Genomic DNA, 18,619 nt, shown 5'->3' on the forward strand with positions numbered 1-18,619 from the left:
GCGGCTCCAGGCGCGTTGGAGCGACAACCCTCCCCTTCGACCTTGCGGCTGGCTGTCCTTGATCGCGACGCGGAACCGCCCTGACGGCTAACCCGTGCAATCGCTCGCCTGGGCAAAAAACCGGTTCGCCGGACGTGGCAGCCCAAGGTTTTCGCGCAAGGTTGCGCCCTCGTATTCGCGGCGGAAAATCCCCCGCCCCTGCAATTCGGGAACGACCTTGGCGACGAAGTCGTCGAGGCCGCCCGGCAGCCAGGAAAACATGATGTTGAAACCGTCGCTGCCGCGCGTCTCCAGCCATTGCTGCATGTCATCGGCGATGCTCCGGGCGGTGCCGACAAACGACAGGCCGGCGTATCCACCGAGGCGCTGGGCCAGTTGACGGACCGTCAGCTGTTCGCGATCGGCCAGGGCCAATACGCGCTCGCGGGCGCTCTGGCTGGCATTGGTCTCGGGAATCGGCGGCAGGAAAGCGTCCGGATCGAACTGCGTCGCGTCCGTGCCCAGGGCGATGGACAGCGAGGCAATCGCGCTCTCGTAGTGCACCAGGCTGTCGAGGTGCGCGCGGATCCGCCGTGCTTCCTCCTGGGTATCGCCGACCACCACAAAGGCCCCGGGCAGGATCTTCAGGTGCTCGGGGTCGCGGCCGACGGCGAGCATGCGCCGCTTGATATCGGCATAGAACGCCCGGCCCTCCTCCAGCGTGCCGGGGGCGACAAAAATCACCTCCGCCGTTTCCGCGGCCAGCTGGCGCCCGGGCTCCGACGCGCCGGCCTGCACGATCACCGGCCAGCCCTGCACCGGGCGCGCGATGTGTAGCGGCCCGCGCACGTTCAGGTGGCGGCCGGCATGGTCTAGGCGGTGCAGCTTGTCCGGGTCGAAATACACCCCGCTGTCGGCATCGCGCACGAAGGCGTCGTCCGCCCAACTATCCCAAAGCCCGGTGACCACCTCATAGAACTCCCGCGCCCGGGCATACCGCTGGTCGTGGGCAAAGGCCTGCTCCAGGCCGAAGTTCAGCGCGGCATCGGGATTGGCGGTGGTGACGATGTTCCAGCCGGCGCGACCGTTGCTCAAATGATCGAGGGAGGCGAAGCGCCGGGCGATATGAAACGGCTCGTCGTAGGTGGTCGAGGCCGTCGCCACCAGGCCGATGCGTTCGGTCGCCTGGCTAAGGGCGGACAACAGGGTGAAGGGCTCGAACGAGGTGGCGGTATGGCTGCGCTTCAAGGCGTCGATGGGCATGTTGAGCAAGGCCAGGTGATCGGCCATGAAAAACGCATCGAAGCGCGCCCGCTCCAGGGTCTGGGCGAAATGCTTGAGGTGGGCGAAGTTGAAGTTGGCATCGCGATAGGCGCCCGGGTAGCGCCAGGCGCCGGTATGGATGCTGACCGGACGCATGAAGGCGCCCAGCTTGAGTTGGCGTTGCGCAGGCATGGCAAGCTCCTTGTGACGGCTCCTGGGTCAAGCGGCCCCGCAGCATCGACCGGGCGAACTTGGCCTGTCCAATAATCAAAGGTGCTGGCTTATGCCGTTATGGCGCGGTGCTGCCCTGGAACAGCCCCGCCGCTGCAAATGCCTCAATGACTGCAACCTTGCAACGGCTAATTCACGATGGCCCGGCCGGCAATGAACTCAAACGCCGAACACTCTCGATAAAAAAAGAACTCATCATTCAAAGATAATTAAGGACGAAGGTAAGTGTGCCATCAGCCTTGCCACCTGAGACGCTACTTCCAGTTTGAATATACCTGGCTGCCAGTTTGATCGAGTTGACGCCACTGCTGGCCCAGCTCATCAGCTGAGGCTGTCCCAGTGCCATTGGCGTGTAGTCCCCAGTGGAAGCATTCAATACCTGGATACCTATCCCTTGCGCCGACTGCCCCGAAGAGGACAACTTGACAGTGCCTGAGTAACCAGCGGCCTGGTTGCTGCTATCAAGTGCCAGGACAAGCGCTGAACTTCCATTGCATAATACGTCGATCGAAAAATCTCTCGATGGCATTACACTTCCCTGACCGCGAAAATCGCTTGCATTCACCCTTCCCATATTCACCTTAACGTTATCCTGGGCCAGGAAGCAGGAAGACGCCTTAATATTAATCATTGGAAAAGTAAATGTATTCAGCTGCTGGTCATAGAGCCCACCCAGCATGGAGTCTGGAGCGGTCATCATTGAGACTTGCGAAAACTGAAAACTGCCCGCAGAAACATCACCCAGCTTGATCAAGTCAAACTTATGTTCAAGAGTGTAATACTTATCCCCTCCCAAATAGGGAAAGCTAAAACCAATTGCAGGCTCCTTGCTGTTAAGGGCGGTACTGCTAAATGAATAGTTTCCAGAGGGCCCTGATATACTCCATCGTAATCCAACCCCACTGAGGCTCGTTTTAAACACCCCGTTACTCGTTCCAATCGCCGCATTGGAAGACGATTTGAAGTACTTAGCATATCGTCCGGTAGGATAGTAGCTATTAGTACACCTCATAGGCGCTCTAACCTCTGCAGAAGCCAGTACACTGCCAACTGGCGCGTCCTTCTGAACAACCAGCGAGGTGGAGAAAGGAACATCGACAACAGCAGAAAACAAAGGAACGCAGACATCTTTAATAGCAGCGACTGAGTAGGGAGAGAAAAAACTGCCCGCCACTATTAAAAGTACCAGCAATGGGTTGAACCCACGACTCCTGAACAAGGGACTCTCCTGAAAGAATAAAAAATACGAACAAATACTACGTGGCAGACTGAACAGTCTCAAATAGGATAAATCTCAAAAAAACTTCCCACTTTCCATAATTTTCATAAGAATTTTTCTCAGAAGAATGAAGAAAGATTCTTATGATCTCCTACAAGAGGGCTGCCCATTGATCTGGAAAACTTTCCTTACCCGATCATCGGACGAGTTGGCCGATGCGGTCATGACGCGCCATGGCAAGTCCTGATTCGCGGCCGGCCGCAGCCTCGTCAGGTCAGGCAGCGGCTACAGGTGGGAAACCTTGTAGCCGCTGCCGAAGCTGCGTGGGATTTTAGAAGTCGAGGCTGAGCCCGACGTTGATGCCTTGCTGGGTGAAGTCATCGTCCTTGCGGATGTTGTAGCTGGCGCGCAAGGCCAGGTCCTGGGTGAGCTTGTGGCTGACCCCGAGGTTCAGGCGGTTGAGGTTGGTCTGCGGGGTGTAGCCTTCCAGGGTGTAGCGGTTATCCGGCAGGCTGTTGAGGGCCATGGTCAGCTTCTGGGTATCGTCCTCGTATTCCTTTTCGTGGGCGATTTCGCCGAACACCTGGGTTTGCCGGGTGATCTGGTACTTGCCCTGCAGACCGATGCCCAGGCGCCGCGACGTGCGTTTCTGGTCATCGAAGGTCAGCGCGGTGGAGTCGTTGCCGTCCTCGGAGTAGCCGTCGACCTTGACCCGCGCATAGTCGGCGCTGATGAACGGCGACAGGTGCCACGGGCTGCTGGCCTGCTGCGCGATGTCGTAGCCCAGGCGAGCGCTGAAGGCCAGGACATCGCCGCTGGTGTCGCCTTTTTCCCCGCGCTCATTGGGCCCCAGGTCGAATTTGCGCTTGAGGTTGTCGTAGTCCAGGTGCCCGGCGGTGGCTGCCGCGTCGGCCCACCAGCGGTTTTGCTGGTACTGGACGAAGGCGGTGCCCAGGTAGGTGTTGAGCTTGTAGTCCGAGTCGTTGCTGCCCGCTTCGAGCTTCTGCCGATAGGCGCCGGCCAGCACGCCGACTCGCCAGGCCTCGTCGAGCCGGTAGCTGCCGCCGATGTTCAGGTTGAAGCCGTTGCCGTCGGCACTGGCGCCGCTGCGCTGGCTGTCGAAGTCCTGGTGCTGGCCGCCCGCGGCGACAATCGCCCGCCATTGACCCACGCCCTGCCAGTTTTCCCAGTCGGCCTGCCATTGATTACGCAGCTCATCTTGATGCGCGCGCAGGGTGCCCTGGGCCATTTCCGGGAGCAGGGTTATTTCCCAGGGCGCCGCCAGCAAGGAGTAAGCGTAATCGGCGATCAGCCGTTGGCCGGCTTCGGTGGGGTGGACCGCGTCGTTGTAGATCAGCTTGCTCGGGTCCGGCGTGGCGCTGTGAATGCCATAGCGGGCGTTTTCCGTGCAGCCTTTACCGCTGAAGCAGGTGGTCATCAGGTTCTGATCGGTGGCCAGGCCGAACTGTCCGGGATTGGTGAAGCCCTCTTTCAAGAGCGCCGGGATGTTGAGGGGAATGACCTCGGCATCGACCGTACGCAACTGGCGAACCAGCTCGCTGTTGAACCGGTTGCTGAGCTGCGAGGTGAATGCCTGCAGCGCAGTGCCGTTGAGCAATGGGGTCAGGCCGAGATCCGGCAGCAGCCAGACCATGATATAGCGGGCACCAGCCTGTTGCAGGGCTTGCACGCTGTCCACCAGGCGGCCGGCCGCGGCGTCGGCCTGGTCGAGACGGGTGGCACCACCCTGGTAGAAGTCGTTGGCGCCACCGGTCAGGTAGTAGAGGGCGTTCGGGTCGGCGCGAAAGTTGTTCGACGGCAGATAACCGGGGCGACTACGGTCGCCGACAGTCGAAGTGGTGGTGATCGAATCGAGAATCTGGTCGGTACGGTAGCCGCCGACCGCCCAGTTGTCGCCGTCAGGCAGGCCCTCTCTGGCGCGGGCGGCCGAGGTCGAGCCGGCGAGCTGGTCGGCCGAGAACCCGAGTCTGGCGCCCAGCAATTGCGGGGCGACAGCGGCATACTCTTCCCCACTGCCGTCCAGGTAGACCGGCCCCGTGCGATTGGTCGCACGATAAGAAGACCCCGCGGGACCGCCAGGGTCGGCAACCTGCCCGGAACTGCTGAGGCTATCGCCGAAGACTATAAACTTGGAATAGGGAGAGGGAGAGGGAGTTGCGATCGCTTGAGCGCAGGCCAGGGACAAAAGACTGCTGGCGAGTGGTACGAACAACGTCTTTTTAATCATAAGCAAGTCCATTTTTCTTGTTGTTTTAGAGAACGAAACGACAGTACCAAAAACTTTTGTGTTTGAGTTATGGCCATGAGCCATATCGTTCGTTAGCAAAACAATTCAGGGGAGTCATCCCGATACGGCCGATGATCGGCTCCGCTGTCAGGTGCTCTTGTCAGAGCCCCATGACTGGGTCTTTTACGGTCGGTTATCTTTTTCGGCCGGATGACAATGTCGGTCCATGAGCGCGACTCGCTGATAACGAGCCTGTCGCCCTTGAAGACCCTGCCGATTCAAGCCGCCACAATGCACGATCTTGGTCTCGCAAAAAATGAGGGAATGGAGATTCAGATTGTTCTGAAGAGCGCTGGACAGCAGCAGGTGGCAGCCGACGCCTGCGTCTATACCGAATGGGCCGAAAGCGACTTGAACAAGGCGGCTGGCGCTCACTGAGGCAAAGGCCCTCCGAGCTGGGCCCGATTTTCCCGTGTCCCCTCCGGTCACCACAACGTAGGGCTGGAGTGACCTTTTTTTGCTGACTAGGGGTAACCGAAGGAAACTCGCGGGAGAACCTTCAGCGACACTTCGTAAATAACGAACCATGGGTGAGGAATAATCGATTTTTCTTCACCGCGATCTCCCCACTAGCATGAACCGTTGGCTCCAGCACACGCCCGGACCGGGAGAACGGCATGCAGTCCCTGCACATCGGCGAACCCTGGATGTGGTTCGCCTTCATCGCCTTCGTTCTGGCCATGCTGGCCTTGGACCTGTTTGTCCTCGGCGGGCGCAAGGCCCATCGTGTATCGGTACGCGAAGCGTCGTGCTGGGTGATTGCCTGGTCCACGCTGGCGCTGGCCTTCGCGGGATTGCTCTGGTGGTATCTGCAGGGTGAGTTCGGGCCTGAGATCGCCCAACGCAAGACCCTGGAATTCCTCACCGGCTATCTGATCGAGCAGTCGCTGTCGATCGACAATATGTTCATCTTCGTGATGATTTTCGGCTACTTTGCCGTGCCGCCGGAGTTGCAGCGCCGGGTGTTGCTGTACGGTGTGCTCGGGGCGATCGTGATGCGCGCAGCGATGATTTTCGCCGGTGTGTGGCTGGTGTCGCAGTTCGCGTGGCTGCTGTATGCGTTCGGCGTGTTCCTGATCATCACCGGGATCAAGATGCTGCTGTTCGCCCATCGGCAGCCCGACCTCGCCAGGAACCCCCTGTTGCGCTGGATACAGGGCCATCTGCGGATCACCAGCGGCTTTCATGACGAGCATTTTTTCGTCAAGCAGGACGGTCGGCGCTGGGCCACGCCGATGTTCCTGGTGCTGGTGCTGATCGAGGCCAGTGACCTGATGTTCGCGGTCGACAGCATCCCGGCGATCTTCGCCATCACCACCGACCCGTTCATTGTGTTCACCTCGAACATTTTCGCGATCATGGGCCTGCGCGCCCTGTACTTCCTGCTGGCCGACATGGCCGAGCGCTTCCACCTGCTCAAGTACGGCCTGGCGATCGTGCTGGTGTTCATCGGCAGCAAGATGACGCTGATGCCCTGGCTGCACATGCCGGTGGAATGGTCGCTGGCCACTGTCGGCGGAATCATTCTGGCTTCGGTGCTGCTGAGCCTGATCACCAGTCGCAACAAATCGCCTGACGAGGACCGGATGCGCATCCTCTAGAAGCGCCTGAGCGGCGAACGACGTATTGGACCCGGGCGCCCTGCCTGCTAACGTCAGCGCTAGCGACCCCGTAGCCTCCACCACTGACGCTGGACACCGACATGCCCACTCCCGAATCCACCCTGCTGCACAGCTGGCAGTACAACGCCCAGGCCTGGATCGACGCCATCCGCGGCGGCGCCATTCAAAGCCGCGTCGAGGTCACCGACCAGGCGATCCTGCTGGCGGTGCTGGGCCGTCAGCCCGAGCGCGTGCTCGACCTGGGGTGCGGCGAAGGCTGGCTGTTGCGCGCCCTGGCGCAACGGGGCATCGAGGCGGTCGGGGTGGATGGCGATGCGGCCCTGGTGGAGGCGGCGCGGGCGGCGGGCTCGGCAACGGTGCATGTGGCCAGCTATGCAGCGCTGGCGGAAGCGCAAGTAGACATCGGCCGCGACTACGAGCTGATCTGCGCCAACTTCGCCCTGCTGCACCAGGACATCATCCCGCTGCTGGCCGCCATGCACGCCCTGCTCGCCCCGGGCGGCGCGCTGGCGATCCAGACCCTGCACCCCTGGAGCGCCGCGGCCGGCGACTACCAGGATGGCTGGCGCGAAGAGACCTTCGCCGGGCTCAAGGGCCAGTGGCAACCCATGCCCTGGTACTTCCGCACCCTGTCCAGCTGGCTCAACGCCCTGGACATGGCCGGCTTCCAGCTCGCCAGCCTGCACGAACCGCAGCACCCACAAAGCCCGGTGCCACAGTCGTTGCTGTTGGTGGCCGAGCGGCGCGGATAAGCGCTATCCGGCTGACTGACGCGACGTAGCGGTTACAGGCCTGCAGTCAGAGTCGCGAGTGCGGTAAAGGGCCACAACCCTTATCTAGATCGGGAGAACGAACCGGCGCTCGGCTCCCGCCTTGCCGTCTTCTGCGGGCTGCTCCGGCAAGAACCCGCAGCGTTCCACGACCTTGGTCGAGCCGAGATTTTCCGGGTAGACATAAGCCACCAGCTGCGTCAGTTGCCAGCGCGTCCGCGCTTGCTCGATCAGTTGCCGCAGCGCCTGTGTCGCAAGCCCCTGGCCGCAGGCGCTTTGGGCAATCCGATAGCCGACTTCGGCGGAGCGCTGCGCGGTATCGATGTTTTTCAGGTTGGCGCGACCGATGATGTTTCCGCTGCAATCCTCGATCACCCAGGGGTGCCAGGTGCCGGCCGCGAAAGCGGCCAGATAGCCCTCGATATGCTCGGCGACGCCCTGCAACGAATAAAAGGCCGGGGCGCGCGCCTCGATATGGGATTCGAACCACTCACGGTTCCGGGTTTCGAACGCCAGCAGCGCTTGCGTATCGGTACGGCTTAGCTCGCGCATTTTGAATGGCGGCATACACACCTCTGCTTTTTTTCATGGGTAACTGCAAGGACTTGCCCACCTGTTGGCCGTTCCTGCAGGAACTTCAGGGTACGGGCCAGGTCGATAGGAGCCCCTTCATCGGTCATGACGGGACACTGAACAAACCCCAGCCGAGCAGCGCTGAAGGCCTGCTTTACGCCAGTGCCGTCGATGATCAACCGAGTCTGCCCCCTGATGCCAACCAAGAGTTTTCTGCCGGGTCTGATCCTGGCGCTCTGCGCAGCCGCGTCGCATTGTTCGGTTGCGGCCGAGCGCAAAGCCTCTCAGCAAAGCAACAACGCTTCAACAACCCTGATTGAATCCGCCTCGCAGCAGTATGCAGATGGCCAGTTGGACCGGGCCGCTGCCACGCTGGAGCGTGCCCTGCATATCCAGCCGAACAATCCCGCGACGCTGCACTACCTCGGTGTGTTGCGCCTTCAGCAAGGGCAGTATCAGCAGGCTGAAGCGCTGGCGACGCGCTCCAACATGCGGGTTGGTCGCAACCTCGCGTTACGCAATCGCAACCTCCAATTGATCCAGGCAGCGCAGAAGGCCCTGGCGTCGAATACCCCACCCAACGCCGACGAGCGTCTGGTTGCAGTACGGGAGGGCCTGGAAGAAGAGGTTAAAAGGCGCCGTGAAGCAGAAACTGTCGCGGCTGAGCAGCCCACGCCGGACACTGAACGCCGCCCTGAGCCCCTCACTCGCGAAGCGGCGGAGAACACAGCGAACTGGCCGACGGGTGACAGGCCAAGTCCCGAAGGGCAACTGCGAATGACTTCCGCCGAGCCAGCCCCCAGGTACGAGGAGATTGAAATTCCCCGTGGCCATCGGCCGCCTCCAGGTAAATGTCGAATCTGGTTTCCCGATCGTCCGCCGGGGCATCAGCCCAAACCCGGCAAATGCAAGAAGCTGCGCGATCGGGTTCCGTCCGGAGCCTACCTGGTGCAGGGTTGAGTTTCCGAGTACCTGCTTCTGACCGCTCTCTGCCGATCATGCATGACACACAGGAAAATCGGGATCGCTTCACACCTCAGGCCTCGCCCCCCAAGGCATCACCTTCAACCTTCTCCAGGGCCAGGGCTTCGAACAGCACCTGCTGCAGAATGGCAAAGAAACAGCTGATATGAGCCTGCTTCAAGGCCTGTGGCCGGGTCACCAGGTAGACCTCCATATCAGGAAGCTGGAGCTGCGGGAACAAGCCGACCAGGTCCTGCGCCAGAACACGCGGCAGTACCGCCACCCCCAGGCCACGCCGCACCGCGTCCAGCTGCAGGGCGAACGAGTTCACGCTGATCTGCGCGCGCTCCAGGCCGGCGGCCTTGGCCGCGCGCACTTGCGGCAGCATGTCCAGCGGCGGCAGCAGGCCGATATTGACGGCCGTGGCCGGCGTCACCTGTGGAAACCGCCGCAGATAATCCGCAGCGGCGAAGACCCCGTAGGCGAGCCGGCCCATGGGTCGATAAATCAATGACGGCTCGCCCAGGTGCGCGGTGCGCACCGCGATGTCGGCCACGCCGCGCACGATCTTGTGAAAGTCGGCGGCCACCAGCAATTCCACCGTGCAACGCGGGTGAAGCGCGGTGAAACGACTCGCAGCTTCCAGCACGCACGACGCAAAACCCTCCCCCGCACTGACCAGGACACTGCCCGACAGCTCGCTGTCCAGCGCGGACATACCAGTCACGGTTTGCCGCCTCAAGCCCGCTTCCGCCGCCTGGGCGACTTCCACCAGGGACTGGCCCCGCGAGGTCAACCGGCATCCTTCGACACCGCGTTCGACGAGCGGCTCGCCCAGGGCCTCCTCAAGCTGGGTCAACCGACGGGACACGGTAGACGCCGCGATCCCCAGCAACTGGCCCGCCTGCAGAAAACTGCCACGCCGCGAGACGGCCAACAACAGGCGAAGATCGTCCCAATTCGCTTCCGACACCATGTTTCATCTGCTCCCTGGTTTGCATATATGCAAAGCCATTATGCAGGAGTCGCTGTTTTTCGAGAGGGGGCTCGACGGTATATCTACAGGCCCTGGAAACGACTGGAATGGACTGTATGCCGATTGGCCCCAACGACTATGCGCAACACGCCGCCAATGCCTTCAACCGCCGCGATGTGGAGGCGCTGCTGGCGCTGGTGAGCGAAAACTTCACCTACCTCGATGGCATGGGGATACAAGTGGGCCGCGAGGCCATGCGCCAACGAGAAACCGCGTTGTTCGAAGCCTTCCCCGATGCCCACGTGATCTTCAACCCGTTCGCCGTCGGGGCCGATCGTCTGGCGCTGACGGCCATGCTGAGCGGCACCTTTGCAGCGCCCCTGGTGCTGCCGGACCGGGTGCTTGCGCCCCATGGACGCTTTATTGCCGTGCACTACGCCGCACACTTCACCTTCAAGGACGGGTTGGCCATCCATCAAGAGGTGTTCTTCGACAGCGCGGTGTTGATGCCGTCAGCCGAACCGAGTGAGGGTTGAACCATGCGTCGTGCATTCGTGACTGGCGCCACCGGTTTGCTGGGCAACAACCTGGTGCGTGAATTGCTCGCGCGTGGCTGCGCGGTCAAGGCCCTGGTGCGCTCGAGGGCCAAGGGTGAACAGCAGTTCAAGAACCTGTCGGGCGTGGAACTGGTCGTTGGCGACATGGGCGATGTCGAGGCCTTCGCCGCGGCCCTGGGAGGCTGCGATACGGTGTTTCACACCGCGGCGTTCTTTCGCGACAACTACAAGGGCGGCAGCCACTGGCAGGAACTGGAAAAGATCAATGTCATCGGCACCCGGGAACTGCTCGAGCAGGCCTACCGCGCCGGTATCCGCCGGTTCATCCATACGTCCTCGATTGCCGTGCTCGACGGCGCGCCTGGCAGCTCCATCGATGAGACCTGCCTGCGCGCCGACGCCAACGCGGATGGCTACTACCGCAGCAAGATCCTCGCCGACCGTGCCGTCCTGGCGTTCCTCGAGGCCCATCCCAAGATGCAGGCCTGCATGGTCCTGCCGGGCTGGATGTGGGGCCCTGGCGACCTGGGCCCGACCTCCTCGGGGCAGTTGGTCAACGATGTCCTGCACGGCAAGTTGCCCGGGCTGATCCCCGGCAGCTTTTCCGTCGTCGATGCCCGCGATGTGGCCTTGGCGCAGATTGCCGCGGCCAGGCACGGGCGCAGCGGTGAACGCTATCTGGCGGCGGGCCGGCATATGACCATGGCCGAGCTGATGCCTGTACTCGGGCGTATCGCGGGGGTCAAGACCCCTGCTCGCTACGTGCCGCTGCCCCTTCTCTACACCCTGGCGGCGATGCAAGAGGTCTACGCGCGCCTGACCGGCAAACCCATCCTGCTGAGCATGGCCACCCTGCGCCTGCTGGTACGGGAGAAGGATCGCAGCCGTTTCAACCACCGCAAGAGCGCACAAGAACTGGGCCTGAACTTTCGAGCGCTGGAGCTGACGATCACCGACACCGTGGCGTGGTACCGCGACCGCGACTGGTTTGAAACCCAGGGTGCAAGACACACCCGCGCCATGGCCGAAGACTGACTTGTTGCCGATGGCGTGACCCTCGAGCCCCAAAGCCGCTGGTCTCGCCTCGCCTTGCTGCGGTTTCGCGCCTGTACCCGAGAGATACTTCGAGTGCCCGCGAACGCGCTTCGCGTACCCTCTCCACACTCTCCTCAAGGACGTAAAAGACTGTGAACAGGGAAATCATCCTGATGCGCCACGGCCAGCCAAAGCTGGCCGCCACCGACAAACTGTCCGCGCTCGATATGAAGGGCTGGATCGAACACTACAACCGCTGCGAAATCACCCAACAACCCGTCCCGCAGGCCAGCCTGCAACTCGCCGCCACCGCCAGGATGATTGTCTCCAGCAACGCGCCGCGGGCGCTGACCTCTGTCCAGGCGCTGGGCCTGAAACCCGCCCTGGTCGACGCGTTTTTCAGTGAAGCGCAACTGCCTTACGGACGCTGGAAACGGCCACGGCTATCGCCGTTTACCTGGGCATTTATCCTTCGGGTCCTGTGGTTGTGCGGTTACTCGCCCAGCGTCGAATCCGCCGCCACCGCAAGGACCCGCGCCAGCACCGCCGCGCAACGCCTTCAAGCCCTCACCAGCACTGGACCGGTTCTGCTGCTCGGCCATGGCTTCATGAACCGACTGATCGCCAGGCAACTGAAGGCACAGGGATGGACTCGCCAGACACCTAATGGCGGCAGCCACTATTGGAGTGCGACGGTGTATCGGTATGGTGGGGGTTAGGTGGTGGCCGGCGGAGCATTCCGGGCGTTCAATCCATGGCTATTTTTTCCCACAGGTTTCCACCTCCTCCTGGCGAGTCAACGCGGTGTCGATGCCCAGCCGGTAACGGCAGTAGTCGATGATCCAGCGTCGCTCCTGCCCGGTGAGGCGCTCGACTCTCGCTCAGTATTTCTCCGAGTTAAGTTGCCTGGTCTCATGGGGCGACCTTCCGCTCCACTCCTTGAAGGCGCGAGTGAAGGCGCTGTGCTCCGAATAGCCCAGCAGCATGGCGATATCCACGATTTGCAGGCGTGGATCGCGCAGGTACGACAGCGCCAGTTCGTGGCGGACCAGGTTCAGCTCATCGCGAAAGCTGGTGCCGGCCTCTTTCAGACGGCGCTGTAGCGTGCGTGACGAGGTGCCCAGTTGAGGGCTAATCCGCTCGATGCTCGGCTCACCTTCGCGCAAGGCATGGGTGATGGCCTTGCGCAGCTGTGCCACGAATTCATCCTGTTGTGGCAACTGGGCCAACAGGCGATCCGCATGTTGTTCCAACAGGGAGACCAGCGCCGGGTCGGGGCTCTTGAAGGGCAGTTCGAGCAGTTGCGCGGAGAAACGCAGGACCGCCTCGGCTTGACCGAAGCGTACCGGGCAGCCGAAGAAGGCTTCATACGGGCTGGTGTCGAGGGGACCGGGATGATTGAAATCGATCCGCAACGGGTTGGCGGTGCCGCGCACCAGGGCACGGCAGAACTGCACTATGGCAACCATACCGGTTTCGTTCACCAAGGGGCCTGGCTGGTACTGGCTGACATCCCAGACCAGTTCGAACCAGCCGTCGCCGTCGCGGCGAGTCATGGGAATGACGTCGTACACCAAGCGAATGTAGCGCTCCAGGCGTTGCAGAGCCGTACCGAGATTACCGCAGGCCAGCAGCACCGATCCGAGCACACCGATATGCCGAGCGCTGATGGTTTGACCGAGGTGCAGGCCCAACAGCGGATCGCCTAGCACTTGCGTCGCTGTCACCAGCAGGCGATCCCAGCATTCCACGTCAACGCCGCCGACACCCTCCTGGGCAGGTGTGGGCCAGGGCTGACCAAGCACCGACTCGGGCTCGTGACCGAGCGCCTCCAGGTATTCATAGAGCAGTTGCACGTAGGTCTCGGGCACCACGCGCCTATACAAAGGCTGGCTCATCGGGCCTCCTTGGGTGGCTTTGCCTTTTGTTGTTTGGCGCAAAGTGTCAAGCGAGTCGTCGGATACCGTCAAGCCTTCCTACCGGCAGCTGCCGAGAATGACGGCACTCCAGCCATTCCAGCGGATGCCGTTCATGAACACGATCACCGATCTTCTGGCACCAGCGACAATCCAGTTCTTCTCCAACGGCTCGCGTTGCGTTGCCGATTTTTACCGCCCACTGGGTGCCGGACCTTTCCCGGTGGTAGTGATGGCACATGGACTTGGCGGGACGCGCAAGATGCGTTTGCCTGCCTTTGCCGAACGCTTCGCCGCCGCCGGCCACGCCTGCCTGGTGTTCGACTATCGCCACTTCGGCGACAGCGAGGGTGAGCCACGCCAACTGCTGGATATCAACCGCCAACTCGAAGACTGGAAAGCCGCGATAGCTCACGCCCGTCGACTCGCGGATGTGAACCCGGAGCGTATCGTTATCTGGGGCACCTCGTTCGGTGGCGGACATGTGCTGGCCACCGCGGCCGGCGATGCCGGTGTGGCCGCTGTCATCTCACAATGTCCCTTCACCGACGGTCTGAGCTCTAGTCTTGCCATCAAGCCCCTGGTATCTCTTCGCCTCACCTTAATGGCCCTGGCCGACCGAATCGGTTCGTGGTTCGGCGCCAAACCCATTCTGGTTCCGCTCGCCGGTCGACCTGGCGATACGGCATTCATGACTTCGCCGGATGCCTGGAGCGGCTATAACGGGCTGATCCCGTCAGGTGCGCGTATCCGTAAAGAGGCCGCCGCGCGCTTTGCCCTGGACATCATTCGCTACTACCCCGGGCGCAGTACACCTCGTATCCAGGCCCCCGTGCTGTTCTGCGTGTGCGATCCCGACAGCGTGGCACCGGCGAAGCAGACGCTGCGTCATGCCCGGCGCGCGCCACGTCATGAGATCAAGCGCTATGCCCATGGGCACTTCGATATTTATGTGGGCGAAGCCTTCGAGCAGGTGGTGGGTGATCAACTCGACTTTCTCAAGCGCAACGTGCCAAGCATCCCAACGAAGAGATAAGAATATGTACGACCTTCAAGGCAAAGTGGTTCTGATCACCGGCGCGGCTGGCGGCATCGGTGCCGCCAGTGCACGCGAACTGTATGCGCGGGGCGCCAGCCTGGTGCTGACCGATACCTCGCAGGACGCGGTGGACAAGCTGGCCCAGGAGTTCAACAGCCAACGCGTGTTGCCGCTGGCGTTCGACGTCACCGACGCCGAGGCGGCGAAGGCGGTGGTACGCCAGGCAGTCGAGCGCTTCGACCGTCTCGATGTGGCCTTCGCCAATGCCGGCATCTCCTGGCGGGGCGTACCTGCGACCCTACGCACCTGCGACGAAGCGGAGTTCCGCCGCATCATTGAGGTGGATCTGTTTGGTGTGTGGCACACGATGCGCGCCGCACTGCCGGAGGTCGTACGCAACCGGGGCCAGGTGCTGGTCACGTCGTCTACCTATGCCTACTTGAACGGCATGGCCAACGCGCCCTATGCCGCGAGCAAAGCAGCGGTGGAGTCGCTGGCACGCTCGCTGCGCGCCGAGCTGAGTGCGACCGGGGCCAGCGCCAGCGTGCTCTATCCCGGCTGGACGGCGACCGCCATCGCCAAGGTTGCCTTCGGTGGCAACGCCATCGCCACCCAGATGAACGAGACCCTATTGCCGGCCTTCCTGCACCGAGCGATTGCGCCGGAAAAGGTGGCACGTGGCGTGGTGCGCGGGCTGCAAAAGCGCCAGCCGCGCATTGTTGTACCGGCTCGCTGGGCGCCCATCTCCCTGATGCGCGGCCTGTTCAACGTTTTCACCGACTGGCATCTGGCACGCCATGCCCGCCTGCAACGGTTGCTCCACCAGTTGGAAGAAGAAACCGTTCGCACCCAGCCCCAGGTTGATGCCCACTACTTGCTTAAGGTTCACCCATGAAAAGCTACTCGCTGAACGACCGCGTCATCGCCATCACCGGTGCCACCGGTGGCCTCGGCAGGGCCGCCGTGCAAGCTCTGCGCGACAAAGGCGCGAAGCTGGTCTTGCTGGATCTCGATCTGGATAGCCTGAACGCCATGGCTGCTGCCCTGGGCGGGCCTGATGTCGCTGCCGGCTGGGTGGCCAACGTGCGCTCGATTGAGAGTCTGGAAACGGCGCTGAAGGAGGCCGCGCGACACTTCGGCGGAATTGATGTGGTGGTCGCCGGTGCTGGCGTCAGCTCGGTAGTCGCCCTGGAGTACATCGACCCCGCCACGTTTGACCGGGTCATCGATATCAACCTCAACGGCGTGGCGCGCACCTTCCGCGCTGCACTACCCCATGTGAAGGCGCGCCAGGGCTATCTACTGGCCATCTCGTCCATGGCGGCTTTCGTCCATTCGCCGTTGAACACGGCCTACACCGCCAGTAAGGCCGGAGTCTGGGCACTGTGTGACAGTTTGCGCCTGGAGCTTCGTCAGCACGGCGTGGGCGTTGGCTCGCTCCACCCGACCTTCTTCCAGACGCCGATGATGGAGGCAGTCATCGATGGGCCGTCTTCTACCCTGGTCTGGAACAACCATCAGGGGATCTGGCAGTTCGTCGCGCTGGAGCAGGTGGTAGCCGCCCTGGTGGAGTGCATCGAGCAGCGGCATGACCTGGTGACGGTGCCACGCAGCCTGGGGCTGGTGGCGAAAGCCCCAGGCTTGATGCGCCGGCTTATCGAGTGGATCGGTTTCGACGCCAGAAAAGTCGCCGAAGCGGTAAGGCTCAGCGATGAAGGCAAGACCTAGTGAGATCTGGGCAGCGGCCTGAACGAATGACCGCTTTTGGGGTGTTCGCGGTCTCCTATTAGAAACCGCGGACATTCAATTGAGGGCGTAATCAAATCCCGCAAGCCCCAGCACCTCCCACTCACCCCCTCCCCTACACCCCCCGCAACTGCGCAATATCCCGCCTGGGCGCTGCGCCAAACAGCCGGCTGTACTCCCGACTGAACTGCGAGGGGCTTTCGTAGCCGACCTTGAAGGCGGCGCTGGAGACGTCCAGGTGTTCGTTCATCATCAGGCGTTTGGCTTCGGTCAGGCGTAGCCATTTCTGGTATTGCAAGGGGCTCATGGCGGTGAGTTGGCGGAAGTGGTGGTGAAAGGTCGGCGTGCTCATCTGTACCCGGGCGGCGAGTTCGTCGACCCGCAGTTGCGCGGTGTAATTCAGTTTCAGCCAGTCGATGGCCCTGGCGATGCGGTGGCCCTGGCCGTCGACGGAGGCAATCTGCCGCAGCCGCGCCGACTGGTCGCTCAGCAGCAAGCGGTAGTGGATCTCGCGCTGGATCAGCGGCGCCAGCACCGGGATGGCTTCGGGCTCGTCCAGCAACTCCAGCAGGCGCACGAACGAGGCCAGCATGGCCGGCGTCGCGGTGCCGATGCCCACGCCCTTGCCTGTGCCTCGATCGCGAGGTTGCAGCAGCCCGCCCTGGGCGGCCAGCTCCGCCAGCATGCGCGGGTCGAGCTTGAAGCCCAGCCCAAGGCAGGGTTGCTCCAGGCTGGCCGTCGTCACCTGCGAATTGGCCGGCAGGTCCAGTGAGGTCACGAGGAAGCGCGAAGGGTCGTACGGGTAGGCTTCGCCGCCGACCCACAGTTGTTTTGCTCCCTGGGCGACGAGGACGATGCTCGGCTCGACCATGCACACGGAGGGCGGCGAAGGGATCTCGCGGCGAAAGAAGCCAAGACCGGGGATCGCTGTCGAGCAGTCTCCCGAGTGTTTGATCCAGGCGCCAATGAGGCGCGCGAGGGTTTCCTGGGGCGCCTGGGCGCGGGTGTCGTGTGGGCGTGTCATGTCGGTATGGACCCTCCTTGCCAGACGTTAACCCGGCCCCGGTGCCGCTCCTACCGAAAAAACCAAAGACCAGAGAATCAGGCAAGAATTCCAGCGAAATGCACTACTGGCCGCCTGCACCTGCCCGGGAAAATGGCCATCCAACGTAACGCAGGATGGAGTGTGCAATGTTAGTCAACGCCTATGGCGCCCATGCGGGCGACCAACCTCTGGAACCACTGCAGATTACCCGTCGTGCCCCCGGCGCCCATGACGTGCAGATCGATATCGCCTTCTGCGGCATTTGCCACTCGGACCTGCACCAGGTGCGCGCCGAGTGGCATGGCACGCAGTTTCCCTGCGTGCCCGGCCACGAGATCGTCGGCCGGGTCGCGGCGGTCGGCGCCCATGTGCACGGCTTCCGCCCGGGCGACCTGGTCGGCATCGGCTGCATCGTCGACAGCTGCAAGCACTGCGCCGACTGCGAGGATGGCCTGGAGAACTACTGCGACGGCATGATCGGCACCTATAACTTCCCGACGCCGGACGCCCCGGGCTGGACCCTGGGCGGCTATTCGCAACAGATCGTGGTCCACGAACGCTACGTGCTGCGCATCCGCCACCCCGAGGAACAGCTGGCCGCCGTCGCGCCGCTGCTGTGCGCGGGCATCACCACCTATTCGCCGCTGCGCCACTGGAAGGTCGGGCCCGGCAAGAAAGTCGGCGTGGTCGGCATCGGTGGCCTGGGCCACATGGGCATCAAGCTGGCCCATGCCCTGGGCGCGCATGTGGTGGCGTTCACCACCTCCGACTCCAAGCGCGAGGCCGCCCGCCAGCTGGGCGCCGACGAAGTGGTGGTGTCGCGCAACGCCGAGGAAATGGTCGCCCACGCCAAGAGCTTCGACCTGATCCTCAACACCGTGGCCGCGCCCCACGATCTCGACGCGTTCCTGGTGCTGCTCAAGCGCGACGGCGGCATGACCCTGGTGGGCGCCCCGGCGACCCCGCATGCCTCGCCCAATGTGTTCAACCTGATCATGAAACGCCGGACCCTCGCCGGCTCGATGATCGGCGGCATTGCCGAGACCCAGGAGATGCTCGATTTCTGTGCCGAGCACGGCATCGTCGCCGACATCGAGCTGGTGCGCGCGGACCAGATCAATGAGTCCTACGAACGCATGCTCAAGGGCGACGTCAAGTACCGCTTCGTCATCGACAACGCCACCCTGGCGGGCTGAGCGCGGCAAGCGCCTGATCCCGCTCATGCAGAACAACCTCTGGTAGTCCGTTGGGTGCCCGGCTTGGGCCCCCTTCGCTTCGCGGCACCGAATCCGGTGTCGCGTTTTCCTTCTGCCGCGACCGGAGCCGCTCCAGCACCGGGCCGGCCCCGATCGCCATTCACGCGCCTGCCCGGTCTTC

At 62.5% G+C, this 18,619-nt stretch carries 18 protein-coding genes; 11 read left to right on the forward strand and 7 right to left on the reverse strand.

Going from position 1 to position 18,619, the window contains the following annotated elements:
• Positions 1-87 precede the first annotated feature (87 nt).
• The 3 genes from C4K27_RS18220 to estP form a co-directional block, all read right to left on the reverse strand.
• Positions 88-1,434 carry an LLM class flavin-dependent oxidoreductase gene (locus C4K27_RS18220; RefSeq protein ID WP_053261576.1) on the reverse strand — a complete coding sequence of 449 codons (1,347 nt, stop codon included), beginning with the start codon at positions 1,432-1,434 and terminating at the stop codon, positions 88-90.
• A 238-nt stretch (positions 1,435-1,672) separates the two neighbouring features.
• A complete protein-coding gene (locus C4K27_RS18225; protein ID WP_053261577.1) occupies positions 1,673-2,692 on the reverse strand; it encodes a fimbrial protein in 1,020 nt (339 codons plus the stop codon).
• Positions 2,693-3,023: 331 nt separating this feature from the next.
• Positions 3,024-4,940: an esterase EstP gene (gene estP / locus C4K27_RS18230; protein WP_125738053.1), complete on the reverse strand. Its 1,917-nt coding sequence runs from the start codon at positions 4,938-4,940 to the stop codon at positions 3,024-3,026.
• Between the two features lie 261 nt (positions 4,941-5,201).
• Here estP and C4K27_RS31260 point away from each other — a divergent pair, with 261 nt between their 5' ends.
• The 3 genes from C4K27_RS31260 to C4K27_RS18240 all read left to right on the forward strand — a co-directional run bounded on the left by C4K27_RS31260 (position 5,202) and on the right by C4K27_RS18240 (position 7,374).
• The gene (locus tag C4K27_RS31260; protein ID WP_155500343.1) at positions 5,202-5,378 is read left to right on the forward strand and encodes a hypothetical protein; all 177 of its coding nucleotides are present in this window, start codon (positions 5,202-5,204) and stop codon (positions 5,376-5,378) included.
• Positions 5,379-5,617: 239 nt separating this feature from the next.
• Positions 5,618-6,601 (forward strand): TerC family protein, encoded by a 984-nt coding sequence (locus C4K27_RS18235; RefSeq protein WP_053261609.1) that lies wholly within the window; start codon positions 5,618-5,620, stop codon positions 6,599-6,601.
• A gap of 101 nt (positions 6,602-6,702) precedes the next feature.
• Positions 6,703-7,374: a class I SAM-dependent methyltransferase gene (locus tag C4K27_RS18240; protein ID WP_053261610.1), complete on the forward strand. Its 672-nt coding sequence runs from the start codon at positions 6,703-6,705 to the stop codon at positions 7,372-7,374.
• Between the two features lie 84 nt (positions 7,375-7,458).
• On the opposite strand, the gene C4K27_RS18245 is transcribed toward C4K27_RS18240, so the two are convergent.
• Positions 7,459-7,959: a GNAT family N-acetyltransferase gene (locus C4K27_RS18245; protein WP_053261611.1), complete on the reverse strand. Its 501-nt coding sequence runs from the start codon at positions 7,957-7,959 to the stop codon at positions 7,459-7,461.
• 201 nt (positions 7,960-8,160) lie between these two features.
• On the opposite strand from C4K27_RS18245, the gene C4K27_RS18250 reads away from it, so the two are divergent.
• On the forward strand, positions 8,161-8,925 hold the full coding sequence (locus tag C4K27_RS18250; protein ID WP_053261629.1) for a tetratricopeptide repeat protein: 765 nt from the start codon (positions 8,161-8,163) through the stop codon (positions 8,923-8,925).
• Positions 8,926-9,001: 76 nt separating this feature from the next.
• Here the strand turns inward: C4K27_RS18250 and C4K27_RS18255 are convergent, their stop codons facing one another.
• A complete protein-coding gene (locus tag C4K27_RS18255) occupies positions 9,002-9,904 on the reverse strand; it encodes a LysR family transcriptional regulator (RefSeq protein WP_053261612.1) in 903 nt (300 codons plus the stop codon).
• A 116-nt stretch (positions 9,905-10,020) separates the two neighbouring features.
• On the opposite strand from C4K27_RS18255, the gene C4K27_RS18260 reads away from it, so the two are divergent.
• The 3 genes from C4K27_RS18260 to C4K27_RS18270 all read left to right on the forward strand — a co-directional run bounded on the left by C4K27_RS18260 (position 10,021) and on the right by C4K27_RS18270 (position 12,215).
• Positions 10,021-10,440 carry an ester cyclase gene (locus C4K27_RS18260; RefSeq protein ID WP_053261613.1) on the forward strand — a complete coding sequence of 140 codons (420 nt, stop codon included), beginning with the start codon at positions 10,021-10,023 and terminating at the stop codon, positions 10,438-10,440.
• 3 nt (positions 10,441-10,443) lie between these two features.
• On the forward strand, positions 10,444-11,496 hold the full coding sequence (locus C4K27_RS18265) for an SDR family oxidoreductase (RefSeq protein ID WP_053261614.1): 1,053 nt from the start codon (positions 10,444-10,446) through the stop codon (positions 11,494-11,496).
• A 173-nt stretch (positions 11,497-11,669) separates the two neighbouring features.
• A complete protein-coding gene (locus C4K27_RS18270) occupies positions 11,670-12,215 on the forward strand; it encodes a histidine phosphatase family protein (protein WP_173613351.1) in 546 nt (181 codons plus the stop codon).
• A 162-nt stretch (positions 12,216-12,377) separates the two neighbouring features.
• Here C4K27_RS18270 and C4K27_RS18275 read toward each other — a convergent pair whose 3' ends face one another.
• A complete protein-coding gene (locus C4K27_RS18275; protein ID WP_053261616.1) occupies positions 12,378-13,394 on the reverse strand; it encodes an AraC family transcriptional regulator in 1,017 nt (338 codons plus the stop codon).
• A 133-nt stretch (positions 13,395-13,527) separates the two neighbouring features.
• Here C4K27_RS18275 and C4K27_RS18280 point away from each other — a divergent pair, with 133 nt between their 5' ends.
• The 3 genes from C4K27_RS18280 to C4K27_RS18290 are packed head-to-tail and all read left to right on the forward strand — an operon-like array spanning position 13,528 to position 16,179.
• Positions 13,528-14,448, forward strand: coding sequence for an alpha/beta hydrolase (locus C4K27_RS18280; RefSeq protein ID WP_053261630.1), 921 nt, complete (start codon positions 13,528-13,530; stop codon positions 14,446-14,448).
• 4 nt (positions 14,449-14,452) lie between these two features.
• Positions 14,453-15,346: an SDR family NAD(P)-dependent oxidoreductase gene (locus C4K27_RS18285; RefSeq protein ID WP_053261617.1), complete on the forward strand. Its 894-nt coding sequence runs from the start codon at positions 14,453-14,455 to the stop codon at positions 15,344-15,346.
• Positions 15,343-16,179: an SDR family NAD(P)-dependent oxidoreductase gene (locus C4K27_RS18290; protein WP_053261618.1), complete on the forward strand. Its 837-nt coding sequence runs from the start codon at positions 15,343-15,345 to the stop codon at positions 16,177-16,179. The genes C4K27_RS18285 and C4K27_RS18290 overlap by 4 nt, the downstream gene beginning before the upstream one ends.
• 133 nt (positions 16,180-16,312) lie before the next feature.
• Here the strand turns inward: C4K27_RS18290 and C4K27_RS18295 are convergent, their stop codons facing one another.
• A complete protein-coding gene (locus tag C4K27_RS18295; protein ID WP_053261619.1) occupies positions 16,313-17,221 on the reverse strand; it encodes an AraC family transcriptional regulator in 909 nt (302 codons plus the stop codon).
• A gap of 167 nt (positions 17,222-17,388) precedes the next feature.
• On the opposite strand from C4K27_RS18295, the gene C4K27_RS18300 reads away from it, so the two are divergent.
• Complete coding sequence (locus tag C4K27_RS18300) at positions 17,389-18,438, forward strand: NAD(P)-dependent alcohol dehydrogenase (RefSeq protein ID WP_053261620.1); 1,050 nt, start codon at positions 17,389-17,391, stop codon at positions 18,436-18,438.
• Positions 18,439-18,619 lie beyond the last annotated feature (181 nt).

Origin of the sequence: Pseudomonas chlororaphis subsp. chlororaphis, from assembly GCF_003945765.1 — a bacterium.
GTDB classification, from domain to species: domain Bacteria; phylum Pseudomonadota; class Gammaproteobacteria; order Pseudomonadales; family Pseudomonadaceae; genus Aquipseudomonas; species Aquipseudomonas chlororaphis.

Bases quoted from the DNA above. Each gene is read 5' to 3' on its own strand.
- C4K27_RS18220 (WP_053261576.1), bottom strand. From the start codon at position 1,434: ATGCCTGCGCAACGCCAACTCAAGCTGGGCGCCTTCATGCGTCCGGTC.
- estP (WP_125738053.1), bottom strand. From the start codon at position 4,940: ATGATTAAAAAGACGTTGTTCGTACCACTCGCCAGCAGTCTTTTGTCC.
- C4K27_RS18235 (WP_053261609.1), top strand. From the start codon at position 5,618: ATGCAGTCCCTGCACATCGGCGAACCCTGGATGTGGTTCGCCTTCATC.
- C4K27_RS18240 (WP_053261610.1), top strand. From the start codon at position 6,703: ATGCCCACTCCCGAATCCACCCTGCTGCACAGCTGGCAGTACAACGCC.
- C4K27_RS18245 (WP_053261611.1), bottom strand. From the start codon at position 7,959: ATGCCGCCATTCAAAATGCGCGAGCTAAGCCGTACCGATACGCAAGCG.
- C4K27_RS18250 (WP_053261629.1), top strand. From the start codon at position 8,161: ATGCCAACCAAGAGTTTTCTGCCGGGTCTGATCCTGGCGCTCTGCGCA.
- C4K27_RS18255 (WP_053261612.1), bottom strand. From the start codon at position 9,904: ATGGTGTCGGAAGCGAATTGGGACGATCTTCGCCTGTTGTTGGCCGTC.
- C4K27_RS18260 (WP_053261613.1), top strand. From the start codon at position 10,021: ATGCCGATTGGCCCCAACGACTATGCGCAACACGCCGCCAATGCCTTC.
- C4K27_RS18265 (WP_053261614.1), top strand. From the start codon at position 10,444: ATGCGTCGTGCATTCGTGACTGGCGCCACCGGTTTGCTGGGCAACAAC.
- C4K27_RS18270 (WP_173613351.1), top strand. From the start codon at position 11,670: ATGCGCCACGGCCAGCCAAAGCTGGCCGCCACCGACAAACTGTCCGCG.
- C4K27_RS18275 (WP_053261616.1), bottom strand. From the start codon at position 13,394: ATGAGCCAGCCTTTGTATAGGCGCGTGGTGCCCGAGACCTACGTGCAA.
- C4K27_RS18280 (WP_053261630.1), top strand. From the start codon at position 13,528: ATGAACACGATCACCGATCTTCTGGCACCAGCGACAATCCAGTTCTTC.
- C4K27_RS18285 (WP_053261617.1), top strand. From the start codon at position 14,453: ATGTACGACCTTCAAGGCAAAGTGGTTCTGATCACCGGCGCGGCTGGC.
- C4K27_RS18290 (WP_053261618.1), top strand. From the start codon at position 15,343: ATGAAAAGCTACTCGCTGAACGACCGCGTCATCGCCATCACCGGTGCC.
- C4K27_RS18295 (WP_053261619.1), bottom strand. From the start codon at position 17,221: ATGACACGCCCACACGACACCCGCGCCCAGGCGCCCCAGGAAACCCTC.
- C4K27_RS18300 (WP_053261620.1), top strand. From the start codon at position 17,389: ATGTTAGTCAACGCCTATGGCGCCCATGCGGGCGACCAACCTCTGGAA.